The 12,815-nt window shown below is 72.0% G+C and carries 3 protein-coding genes (1 of these 3 cut by a window edge); 1 reads left to right on the forward strand and 2 read right to left on the reverse strand.

Going from position 1 to position 12,815, the window contains the following annotated elements; translation table 11 throughout:
- Positions 1-9,927 carry the 5' portion of an amino acid adenylation domain-containing protein gene (locus tag ACZ6S4_RS37035; RefSeq protein WP_465479379.1) on the reverse strand. Its footprint begins 60 nt before the window's first position, so only the first 9,927 of its 9,987 coding nucleotides appear in the window; it begins with the start codon at positions 9,925-9,927; the stop codon falls past the left edge of the window.
- Positions 9,928-10,283: 356 nt separating this feature from the next.
- Positions 10,284-11,630, reverse strand: a complete 1,347-nt coding sequence (locus ACZ6S4_RS37040; RefSeq protein WP_465479380.1) for a serine hydrolase domain-containing protein — start codon at positions 11,628-11,630, stop codon at positions 10,284-10,286.
- A gap of 567 nt (positions 11,631-12,197) precedes the next feature.
- Between ACZ6S4_RS37040 and ACZ6S4_RS37045 the strand changes: the two genes are divergently transcribed.
- Complete coding sequence (locus tag ACZ6S4_RS37045; RefSeq protein ID WP_465479381.1) at positions 12,198-12,797, forward strand: DUF1565 domain-containing protein; 600 nt, start codon at positions 12,198-12,200, stop codon at positions 12,795-12,797.
- Positions 12,798-12,815 lie beyond the last annotated feature (18 nt).

The raw sequence follows: 12,815 nt of genomic DNA on the forward strand, positions 1-12,815 counted from the left end.
GTCCTCCACGAGCTCGGCCAGGGCAGCCACGGTGCGGGCGCTGAGGATGTCGCGAGGGCTCAGGGGCAGCCCGAAGGCGGTGCCGGTGCGGGAGGCGACGAGCATGCCGCGGATCGAGTCGCCGCCCAGGTCGAAGAAGCTGTCGTGCACACCGACCCGGTCGGTGCCGAGCACCTCGGACCAGATCCCGGCGATGACACCTTCGGCGTCGGTGCGGGGAGCCACGGGCTCAGCGCCGGTCGTGTCGGAGCGGTCCGGGGTGGGCAGCGCCGCGCGGTCGAGCTTGCCGTTGGGACTCAACGGAAGCCGGTCCAGGACGACGAAGGCCGACGGAATCATGTGCTGCGGCAGATCGGCGGCGAGCCGGTCGCGCAGATCGGCCGGTTCCGGCCCAGGACCGGGCATGGGTACGACGTACGCGATCAAGCGGTCATCGCGGGCCAGGACCACCGCCTGGGTCACGCCGGGCAGCCGGCGCAATGCGGCCTCGATCTCACCCGGCTCGATCCGGAAGCCGCGAATCTTGACCTGGTCGTCGGTGCGGCCGAGGAAGCCCAGCGTGCCGTCCGGATGCCAGCGGGCCAGGTCGCCGGTGCGGTACATCCGGCTGCCGGGGCCGCCGTGCGGGTCGGCGACGAAACGCTGCGCGGTCAGGCCGGGCCGGTTCAGGTAGCCCCGAGCCAGCTGCACCCCGGCCAGGTAGAGCTCGCCGGGCACGCCCGGTGGCACGGGTCGCAGGTCGCGGTCGAGGACGTAGGTGCGGGTGTTCCACACCGGCCGCCCGATCGGAACAGCCGCGGACCGGGACTGCGGTGGACACGGGAAATACGTGACGTCGACGGACGCCTCCGTGGGGCCGTACAGGTTGTGCAGGCCGACCGGCAGCAGTGCGTGGAATGCGGCGGCGACATCGGCCGGCAGGGCCTCGCCGCTGCAGATCACCCGGAGCAATCCGGTGCAGCCCGCGGCCGTGGGCTCGGCCACAAAAGCCCGCAACATCGACGGTACGAAGTGGACGGTCGTCACCCGTGCCTCACGAATGAGGGCGGCGAGGTAGGCCGGGTCCTTGTGACCCTCCGGCCTGGCCACGACCAGGTGTGCGCCGACGATCAGCGGCCAGAAGAACTCCCAGACCGACACGTCGAAACTGGCCGGCGTCTTCTGCAGGACCACGTCATCGGGGCCGAGGTTGTACTCGTGTTGCATCCACAGCAACCGGTTGACGATGCCCTCGTGCGGCACGGCCACACCCTTGGGTCGCCCGGTTGAGCCGGAGGTGAAGATGACGTAGGCCGGGCCGGCCGGACTGAGCGGCGCGAGCCGGTCGGCGTCGTCCGGGGTGCGCTCGGGACCCGAGGCGTCGCTGACATCCTGCCGTCGGTCGAGCACCAGCACCGGACGGGCGTCGTCGAGCATCATCGCGATCCGGGCGGCGGGCAGCTCCGGATCGACCGGCAGGTACGCGGCCCCGGACTTGAGCACCGCCACCAGGGCCACGACCAGCTCCAGCGAGCGGGGCAACGCCACCGCCACGCACCGTTCCGGCCCCGCACCGGAGGCGATCAGCCGATGCGCGAGCCGGTTGGACCAGCGGTCGAGGTCGGCGTACGACAGCGTCTCCCCGCCGAAGGTGACCGCCGGCGCCTGCGGGGTCCGTGCCGCCTGCGCCGTCAGCAGGTCCGACAGCGTGGCGGCGGGGACCGGATGGGCGGTGTCGTTCCACCTGGTGAGCACCAGGTCCCGCTCCGCGGCGGTCAGCATCGGCAGCTGTCCGGCCGGCCGGTGCGGGTCCTCGGCAACGGCGGTCAACAGCTCCCGCAGATGTTCCAGCAGTCGCCGCGCGGTGTCCTCGTCGAAACACGCCGGGTCGTAGCCGAGCGCCAGCGACAGCCGCGGTCCGGGATAGGCCAGCAGGCTGAGCGGGAAGCTGGTGGTCTCGACGGCGTCCAGCTCCCGCAGCCGCAGCCCGTGGGCCCGCGCGGCGTCGTCGTCGATCGGGTAGTTCTCGAACACCACGATGCTGTCGAAGAGTCCGGTCCCGGCGGGCACGTCGCTGAGCGCACGGAGCCGGGCGAGCGGAAGGTGCTCGAATTGCCGCGCCTCGATCTGCGCGGCCTGCAACGACTGCAACCAGGGCAGGGTGCCGGCGTCCGGGTCGACGTCGACACGAACCGGCAGGGTGTTGATGAACAGACCGGTGATGGCGTCAGCGCCGCGCAGGCCGGCCGGGCGGCCGGACACCGTCGCGCCGAAGCAGACGTCACGCTGTCCGCTGTGCCGGGACAGCAGCAACGCCCAGGCGCCCTGGATCAGCGTGTTGAGGGTCAACCGGTTGCTGCGGGCCACGTCGTGCAGCTGCTGCGACTCCTGCTCGTCGAGCGTGATGGCGTACCGCTGAGCCGAGCGGGCCCCGGTCCCCGGCACCGGTTCCCTGTCGTACGGCAGAGGCGTAGGCGCACTCAAGCCCGACAGCACCTGCCTCCAGTGAACCTCCGCCAGATCATCCTGCTGTTCGCCCAGCCAGGCGACGTAGTCACGGAACGGCCGCCGGGCCGGCAGCGCGGGCGTGATGCCCCGGCGGAGTGCGGCGTGACAGGCGAAGACGTCGGACAGCACCTGGAAGATGCTCCAGCCGTCCAACAGCAGGTGGTGGAAGGTCCAGACGACCCGCACCTCGGTCGCGGAGAGCCGGGCCAGCACGAGGCGCAGCAACGGCGCCCGGGTCAGATCGAGGCCCTCGGTGCGGTCCTGGTCGAGGAGTGAACGCAGGTGCTCGCGGCGGTCCGTGTCGCCGTACCCGGTCCAGTCGAGGTGGGTGACCGGGACGCGTACGCCGCGGTGCACGATCTGCACCGGCTCGCCGAGCTCGTCCCACGCCACCGCGGTGCGCAGCACCGGGGTGCGGTCCACCACCTGCTGCCAGGCCTGAGCGAGCAGCCCGGGATCCTCGACCCCGTCGAGCACGAAGGTGGTCTGCTGGAAGTAGACGCCGTGCGCGCCCGGCTCCAGGCCGTGGAACGCCATGCCGGCCTGCATCGCGGTCAGCGGGTAGATGTCCTCGACGTCGGTGCCGGGCCCGGCCAGGCGGTCCACCGCGGCCTGGTCGAGGCGGGCAAGCGGGAAGTCCGACGGGGTACGGCCCCCGGCGCCCGCCTCGGCGCAGTGGCTGACGATCGCGCGCAGGGCGGCACACATGCGCTCGGCCAGCGCGGCGACGGTCGGCGGCTCGTGCCGGTTGCGCCCGTACGACCAGGTCAGCTCGAGGCAGCCGGCAGTGACCCGGCCGACGACCTCCAGCAGGTGCGGCCGGGCGGCGGCCGGGTCGTCGTCCAGATCGAGCGCAGCGGCCACGCCCTGGACCAGGCCGTCGGCACCCGCCGGGAAGTCAAGCTGGCCGAGGTAGTTGAAGCTGACCTGCGGTGCCGAACCGACGAGTCGCTCGTCGCGGTCGAGGTAGCGCAGCGCCCCGAAACCGATGCCCCGCCGGGGAACGGCCCGAAGTTGTTCCTTCACCGCCTTCAACGCGCTGCCCCAGCCATCCGCGACCGGCACCTCGAGGACGACCGGGTAGACGGTCGTGAACCAGCCGACGGTGCGGGAAAGGTCGACGCCGTCGAGGATCTCCTCGCGCCCGTGGCCCTCCAGATCCACAACAACCCGCGGGCGGCCGGTCCACTCGGCGAGCGTGGCGCCGAGCGCGGTCAGCAGCACGTCGTTGACCTGCGTCCGGTACGCCGCCGGCACGTCCTGCAGCAGGGCCGTGGTTTCGGCCTGGTCCAGCCGCACGGTCACCGACCGGCTGTCCGCCACGGTGTCCGGCCCGCTGCGCTCCACTGGCAGAGCCGGCTCACAAGCTCCGACAGCCGCCCAGTGCTCCCGCTCGCCGGCAAAGCCACCGTTGGCGGTGTAGTCCGTCAGGCGGCTGGCCCACTCCAGCACCGAGGTGGTGCGCTCGGCCAGCCGTACCGGCTCCCCCGCTGCCGCCTGCCGGTACGCCAGCCCCAGGTCCTCGGCCAGCACCCGCCACGACACGGCGTCGACGACGAGGTGGTGCACCGCGAGCACCAGCACCGGCACGCCGGCGTCGACCAGCGTGGCCCGCAGCATCGGTCCGCCGTCGAGGTCGATCGGTCCGTGGGCCCGCCGCGCCTCCTCCAGCAGCGCCTCAGGCGTCGCTGCGGAGGACAACCGCCGCCTGATCAGGCTCACCTCAACCGGAGGTCCGATCTCCATCCGGTGACCGTCCCCGGTCGCCGGGAACCGCGCCCGCAGCGCGTCATGCTGACCGAGCAAGGCGGTCAGCGCGGTCCGCAGCGCCCGCTCATCCACGCCGGGCGTCAATTCGAGAGCGAGCCATTGGTCGAAGCGGTTTGCGCCGGTGCCCCGGGTCTCCAGAAGCCAGCGCTGGATCGGGGTGAGCGGGGAACTGCCGGTGACCGGCCCGGTGTCGCTGGTGGCTGGACCGGCCACAGTGACGACCGAGGCCAGCGCCGCGATGCTCGGGTGCCGGAACAGCTCGCGGGAAGTGAACTGCAATCCGGCCGCCCGGGCCCGGGACACCACCTGGATGCTCAGGATGGAGTCGCCACCAAGTGCGAAGAAGTCGTCCTCGACACCGACGCGCGGCACGCCCAGCACGTCGGCCCAGATGGCCGCGAGGGTCCGCTCGGTATCGGTGCGAGGTACCACGTACCGGTCCGGGGCGGCGGTGAGGTCGGGGGCGGGGAGGGCGCGGCGGTCGAGTTTGCCGTTCGGGTCGACCGGGAGCGCGTCCAGGAAGACGAACGCGGCGGGGACCATGTGGCCGGGCAGCTCGGCTGCGAGTGCGGCCCGCAGCGGTGCCGGGTCGTGGTGTCCGCCGGTGGGCGGCACTACGTAGGCGACCAGGCGGCGGGTGCCGGGCGGGTCTTCGCGGACTACGACGGCTGCGCGATCGACGGCGGGCTGCCGGGTCAGCGCGGCGGCTACCTCGCCGAGTTCGATACGGAACCCGCGGATCTTCACCTGGTCATCGGCGCGGCCGAGGAACTCCAGCTCGCCGCTGGGGGCCCAGCGCACAATGTCACCGGTGCGGTACATCCGAGCGCCGGGCATGCTAGCCGGGCCTAGCGCGCCAGATGGGCCCAGCGCGCCGGGCGGGGTGGACGCGCCGCCGGGCTTCGACGCGCGGGGCTGGTCGGACACGGCGAACGGATCTGCGACGAAGCGTTGCGCGGTAAGACCCGGCCGGTGCAGATAGCCGCGGGCGAGGCCGGTCCCAGCGATGTACAACTCGCCGGGCACGCCATCCGGCACCGGCCGCAACGCGCCGTCCAGCACATACACCCGGGTGTTGGCGATAGGCCGGCCGATCGGCGGCACCCGGCCCGGGACCAGCGGCCCGCTCCAGGTAGCCACAACCGTGGACTCCGTCGGGCCATACGAGTTGATCATGCGGCGACCCGGCGCCCAGCGCGCGACCAGGTCAGCGCCGCAAGCGTCGCCGCCCACGATGAGGCATCGAAAGTCGGGCAGGCGCGCGTCGTCCGGCACGGTCGCCAGCGCCGCGGGTGGGATCAGCGCGTGGGTGACCCGCGAATCGGCCAGCACCTCCGCGAGCCGGTCACCGAGCAGCGGACCTTCCGGGGGAACCACAAGAGCGGCGCCGGCCGGCAGTGCCATGCACAGCTCCAACACGGAGGCATCGAAGCTGGGCGACGCGAACTGCAGGATGCGATCGCCCCGACGTACCTGATAGTGCTCGATCTCGGCGGCCGAGAAGCTCGCCAGGCCCGCGTGCGGAACCACGACACCTTTCGGCCGGCCGGTGGAACCGGAGGTGAAGATGACGTAGGCAGGGTGAGCCGCAAGCAGCGGACCTGAACGTTCGGAAGCGGCGAGGTCTTCGCCGGGGAGCTCCGCGACGGCCGCCACGACCGCCGGGTCGTCCAGCACGAGCGTGGTCCCGCCGGGCACGGGCAGGTCCGGGGCGAGGGCGGCCAGCGTCAGCACCAGCACCGGAGCCGCGTCGTCCAGCATCATCGTGATCCGCGACGCGGGATAGGCCGGATCGACCGGCAGGAACGCGGCACCGGCCTGAGCGACCGCCAGCTGGGCCACCACGATGTCCACCGACCGAGGCAGCGCCAGGGCCACAATCTGTTCCGGACCTGCGCCGCGCTGGATCAGCAGCCGGGCGAGCCGGTTGACCTGAGCCCGAAGCTGGGCGTAGGTGACCGGACCGTGCCGGTCGAGCAGCGCGGGCAGGTCGGGAGTGCGGGCTGCCTGACGAATGAAGAGCTGTGCCAGAGTGGCCGGCTCGGTGGCCCGAGCCGTGTCGTTGCGGGCAACCAGTACTTCGTGTCGTTCGGCGGCGGAGAGTAAGTCGACGGATCCCAGAGGCGCGGCCGGATCGGTGGTGACCGCGTCGAGGAGCCGGACGAGGTGATCTGTGAGTCGCCGGACACGGTCCACAGTGAACTGCGTCGCGTCGTACTCCACTGCCAGGCCGAGGGTGTCGCCGCGCGGAACGAACTCGAAGACCAGGTCGAACCGGGCAGCAGGGCGAGGCAGGTCGTACTCGTCGAACCGCAGCCCGCCGGCCTCCCTGGCCCGCAGCAGCTCCTGCTGCAACACGACGACAGCCCGTACCAGCGGGACACCACGCGGCCGGAGCTCCTCGACGAGCCGATCGAACGGCACGTCGTGGGTGAACGCGTCGAGCACCGTCTCCCGCACATCGGCCACCCGCTCGGCGAAGCTCTGCCGCCGATCCACACTGCCGCGCAGGACCAGCGTGTTGACCAGGAAGCCGACCAGCCGTTCGAGGTCGGGATGGTCCCGCCCGGAGGCAACCGTGCCGAGCACGATGTCACGCTGGTCGCTGTAGCGGGCGAGCAACGCCTGTACCGCGGCGACGAGTGTCATGTAGACCGTCGCGCCGTGTCGCCGGCCCAGCCGGTCCAGGCGACGGACCAGCGCGGCCGGCAGTAGCGTCCGGTGCAGGCCACCTGGCCTGCCGACATCGGCGGACCCGGGCGCGTCGGTGGGCAGCTGCAGCGGGTCGATCCCCGCCAGCCGCTCACGCCAGTACGCCAGGCGGTCCTCGACCACTGCCCCGGTGAACCGAGCGCGCTCCCAGGCCGAGAAATCGGCGTACTGCACCGCCGGCGTGGGCAGCTGAGCCGGAATCCCGCGGACGCCGGCGTCGTAGAGCTCCGCGAGCTCGTCGGTGAGCACCCGCACCGACGAGCCATCGGTGACGATGTGGTGCTGGGCGAGCAGGAGCACGTGCTCGTCCGGCCCACAGCCCACCAGGGTGGCTCGTGTCAGCGGCCCGGCGCCCAGGCCGAACGGGCGCCTCAGCTCCTCGGCGAGCAGCTCGTCCAGCGCACCAGCGCCCAGCTCGACAACGCGGAGGGGCAGCTCGCCGCTTTCGGCGATGACCTGCATCGGCTCCCCGCTGACGACGGTGAAGGTGGTCCGCAACGACTCGTGTCTCTCCACCAGCGCAGCCAGCGCAGCGCGCAGGACGCCCAGGTCGAGCGGCCCACGCAACCGCAACCCGACGCCCGTGTGGTACTCGCCCGACCCGGCGTCGAGCTGCTCGTGTGCCCAGAGCCGCCGCTGGTACGTCGACATCGGCACCGGCCCGGATCGATCCACCCTGGTGATGACCTGAGCCACCTCAGGCGCACCTGAAGTGACGGCGGCCGCGGTGTCAGCGACGGTACGGGCGTCGAACGCAGTCCGGGCCGGCAGCCGCACACCCAGCGTCTCCCGCAGCCGAGACAACGCCCGCACAGCCAGGATGGAGTCACCACCCAGCGCAAAGAAGTCGTCGTGACGTCCCACGTGCGGCAAGCCGAGGACGTCGGCCCAGATGGTGGCGACCGCGCGCTCCGCGTCGGTGCGAGGCGGCTCATGCCCCGAGCTTTCGAACTGTGGCGCGGGCAGCGCCCGATGGTCGAGCTTCCCGTTGCTGCTGACCGGAAGGGCGGCGAGCGTGACAAAGGCGGCGGGCACCATGTGTGCGGGTAACGCCGCTGCCACGTGCTCCCGCAACTCCGCCTGGTCGACACCCTCGGAGCCGGCCGGCACCACGTACGCGACCAGCTGCTTGACGCCCGGCCGGTCCTCGCGGGCAACAACCGCCGCGCGCCCCACGGATAGGTGCCGGCCCAGCACCGCCGCGATCTCTCCCGGCTCGATCCGGAAGCCCCGGATCTTCACCTGGTCGTCGGCCCGGCCGAGGTACTCGAGCTGCCCGTCCGCCGCCCGGCGAACCACGTCCCCGGTGCGGTACATCCGCGCGCCCGGGACGCCGAACGGGTCGGCCAGGAACCGCTGAGCGGTCAGGCCGGGCCGGTGCAGGTAACCGCGAGCCAGCCCAGGCCCGGCTACGTAGAGCTCGCCGGCCACCCCGGCCGGCACCGGACGCAGCCGCGCGTCCAGGACGTACGTGGCCGTGTTGGGCAGCGGCCGGCCGATGGGCGGATTGCCACCCGGAGTCAGCGCGTCGGTCCAGGTCGCCACGACGGTGACCTCCGTCGGACCGTACGCGTTGATCATCCGGCGGCCCCCGGCCCACCGCTCGACCAGCTCGGCACCGCACGCCTCCCCGCCCACCAGCAGCGTGCCCAGCTCCGGCAGCTCGGTGCCCGCAGGCACGGTGGCCAGAGCCGCCGGCGGGATCAGCGCGTGCGTCACCCGCTGCCCAGCCAGCACCTCGGCGAGCGGCTCACCCACGGTGGCGCCCGCCGGAGGTACGACCAGAGCCGCCCCGGACGGCAGGGCCAGTCCCAGCTCCAGAACGGACGCGTCGAAACTGGGCGACGAGAACTGCAGCACCCGGTCACCGGGCCCGGCACCGAGATGCTCCGCCTCGGCCATCGCGAAATCCACGAACGCGGCGTGGGTGACGACCACACCCTTGGGTACGCCGGTGGATCCTGAGGTGAAGATGACGTACGCGGGATGCTCCGGCGTCAGCGGCGCGCGCCGGTCCGCGTCAGTAACCGCCGTGCCGGGCAGGGCGGCCAACTGCGCCCGGACGCCAGGATCGTCCAGCACGACCAGATCCGCACCGACGGGTTCCGAACTCGCGGAAGGGCTGCGGGCGCCCGCAGGCGACGCATGTACAGGAGCCGGAACGTCTTCCCGCGTAACCGTGACGACCGGCCGAGCATCACCCAGCATGAAAGCGATCCGCTGCGCCGGATACGCCGGATCAACCGGCAGAAACGCCGCCCCGGCCTTGGCCACAGCCAGCTGAGCCACCACAATGTCCACCGACCGCGGCAACACCAACGCCACCACGGTCTCCGGCCCAGCGCCCCGAGCGATCAGCAACCGCGCCAACCGATTGGCCCGCGCGTCAAGCTCGGCATAGCTCAGTACCAATCCGCCCGAGAGTACGGCCGGCATCCCCGGCATCCGGTGAACCTGAGCCTCAACCAGCGCCGCCCAGGTAACCGCGGGAATCTCCCGAACACCGCCCGCACCGGCGGCCACCACGTCCTGTCGTTCCGCCACCCCGAGAAGGTCCAGCTCCGCCACCGCAAGACCAGGCTGTTCCGCGAAAGCCGCCAGCACTCGACTCAGATGACCCGCCATCCGCTGCACGACATCCGCCGCCAGCCGGTCGGTCCGGTACTCCAGCGAGATGCCGACCGCTTCCCCGGGACCCGGCACGGCCCGCAGAATCAGCGAGGTCGCCACGGCAGGCCGGGCATACGAACCATCCGTGACCACCACCCGAGCCAGCTCCGGGTCGAGACCCAGCCCCTCAAAGGGCACAGCAACCCGCCGGGCAGCCTGGACGAGCCCGCCAAGGACGGCGGCGTGATCCCGCTCCGGCCGCAACACCACCAGGCCCGACCCTCCGCCGGGAGCACTGACAACGGCGATGTCCTCACCGGGGGCGTAGCGGGTCAAGACCACGTACATCGCGGCAGCGCAGAGGTCCGACAAAGACGCCCCGGCGGACGGGTCGCTGATCGACCCGGCCGGTACCGCACATCGCACCTGCGCCCAGGTCCCCGGACCGGCATCACCGCGACGGTGCCCCGGCAGCCGCGGCGGAACCAGGCCGGCGCACTGCTGCCTCCAGTAGCTCAGCTGCCCGGCCTCCGCGGTCTCCGGCGGTTTCCCACCCACCCTCGGCTTCGGAGTCTGCTCGGCTGAATACACCGGTGCCGCGCGATGTTTCGTCAACGTCGATGAGCCTTTCGGGTCACGATGGGCGGAGCTCGGGACACGTGCGCAGCGGTCCCGCGGCGCACGGCAATTGCGGAGGGAATCCGCTAGACCAGCGCCTCGATTCGGCGGCCGCCGAGGCGCCCACCGACCTGGATACCGTTCACCACGCGCGTACGGTGATCTCGCACAAAGCGTCCGCCCAGCGTCCACCGGCCGGTGGACGCATCCTCCAGATGGAATGTCAAGTCGGCCCGGACGACAATGTTTTCGGCGGGTTCGCCGTCGATGCTCAGCCGGAGCCCGAAAGGCCCTCCGGCGATTACCCGATACTCCAGGTCGCCATTGAGATATTTGCCCGCGCATTCCGCCGGCGCGGTGCCGGGAAACAGCACCTCGGCCGCCGGTAGTGCATCGTCCACCGCGATGCCGGCGCGGCGCAGTTCCGCACTCAGGTCGGCCCACATGGCGTGCCCCGAGCCGGCGTTGCAGGTCAGCGCGACGATCTGGCCGCCGTCAGCGTCGATGCGCCAGAAGCAGCCGGTGCCGTCGGCGTTGCCGTCGTGGCCGGACCACTCGTGCGGGGCCACGCCGAACGCCGCGAGGCCGAGCCCCCAGCCCCGGGCCAGCCCGAACGGGACCGCCCCGGGCACGACGCCCCGCATCCGCGCCGCGTGGCCGGCCGGCAGCACGGCCGGTACGCCGTCGTCCACGTGCAGCCGGCCGAGGGCGACCAGGTCGGCCGCGCTCAGCGCGAGCGCGCCGGCCGCCGCCTCGGCCTCGGGCAGGGACTGCCGGACCGGCCGGACCCGCCCGGTGCGGCCGTGCACGGAGTGACCGATCGCCACCGTACGGCGCGAACCCGCGGCACCGATCAGCGTGGGGGTGATGCCCAACGGCTCGAGCACGATGGAGGAGACGGCATCTCGCCAGCTCATGCCGGTGACGACGGTGATCAGCCGGCCGAGCAGCACGTAGCCGACGTTGGAGTAGGAGAAGCCCGCCCCGGGCGGCAGCACCATCAGCTCGGGACGGCAGGCGCCGGCCAGATAGCGCGGCACGGACAGCCCGGCCGCGTCCTCGGCGGCCGGCCCGCACGGCAGCCCGGCGGTGTGGCTGAGCAGCTGGCGCACGGTGATCCGGGCCGCCGCCCCGGTCAGGTCCGGCACCAGCCGGCCGACCGGCTCGTCCAGCTCCAGGTCCCCGTCCGCCACCAGGGCCAGCACTGTGGTCGCGGTGACGGCCTTGGTCACCGACCCCACCGGGAAGGCGGTGTGCCGGGTGACCCGCCGGCTGGTGCCGTACTCGTCCTCGCCGTATTCCGCGGTGACCGTCGCGCCGCCCTGATGAATCGCCAGTTGCGCCCCGGGCACCCCGTGGCGCCGGGCGCAGTCGATCAGAATATCGGAAGCCACTCGCTCGTCGAGAGCGGATCGCAATGCCACACCGATCATCGGGAAACCTCATTCCCGCGGGCCGGCACAGATCCGGTAATGGGCGCCGAACGCCTTCGCGACAGGCGAGAACGCACGTGTCCGTCCTTTCGTCGACAACAAATTCACTTTCCGCGTGCAACTTGCACGCCCGGTGGCCCGCATCGCGGGCCACCGGAGCAACGACCGGGCGAACTATTCGACCGTCCGGCTAATCGCTTGGCGGCCCTGGTACCCGGCGGCACGGTGCCCAATCCGGAATTCGGTCGTATTCAGCCGGCAAATGTGTCGCCAATCCATCAGGTGACGCACTGATCAACGACACAGCGAATCAGTCGCACACCGGGTCCGGTTGCCTTGCACGCGGCACGGTATTGACCTTCTTCGGATCACCGCCGCGCCGGCAGCCGCCGACCCGGACATCGTTGACAGTCGATTGGTACCTGGCTGACCTCGCCAGGAAAGCCCTTACCAGGGCCGGGTGTCCCACCGCGTTCCCGGGCAGCACGCGGCGGCAGTTCCCGCGCGTCGCAGCGCCTTGGCGCTGACCTCGACGACTTCACCCTCACCTCCGGAGGTTCCCCGTGCATGCCCGCAGCACCGCCGCGCTCGCGGCCGTCGTCGCCCTGGCCGCCATCGGCGTCACCCTCGGCCCATCGGCCGCGGCGACCGCCGCCGCCCCGGCTCCCCCTGTTCGTGGTCACCACCGGCAACGACAGCAACGCCGGCGACCAGGCCCACCCGTTGCGCACCATCCAGCGGGCCGTCGATCTGGCCCAGCCCGGCACCGTCATCTCCGTGCGCGGCGGCACCTACGCCCTGACCACCAACATCCAGATCACCCGCGGCGGCACCGCGAGCCTGCCGATCACGCTGACCCGGTACGGCACCGAGCGCGTCGTCATCGACGGCGAAGCCCTGCCCAACACGCCCGCCCCGGTCGGCGGCAGCGTCCCCCGGGCTCCCAGCACCTCCCGGCTCACCGCGAACCTGTCCGTCCGCAACGGCACCGCGGTGACGCTGGGCCGCTCGACCGGCAGCGGCAACTCGTGGAACCTGAGCTTGGTCCCGGCGCCGGCCGGCACCGACAGCTCGGTGATCACCGGACCGCGGACGGCCACTGGCGCGATCGCTACCTCGTCCTTCCTGCGCCCGGCCACCGGAGCCGATCTGGGCGCCCGGATCTGAGGCCGGCGGCGCCTCGTT

Source organism: Actinoplanes sp. NPDC051405 (assembly GCF_055586185.1).

Excerpts from the sequence above, each read along its gene's own strand:
- ACZ6S4_RS37040 (WP_465479380.1), bottom strand. The coding sequence starts at position 11,630 with ATGATCGGTGTGGCATTGCGATCCGCTCTCGACGAGCGAGTGGCTTCC.
- ACZ6S4_RS37045 (WP_465479381.1), top strand. The coding sequence starts at position 12,198 with ATGCCCGCAGCACCGCCGCGCTCGCGGCCGTCGTCGCCCTGGCCGCCA.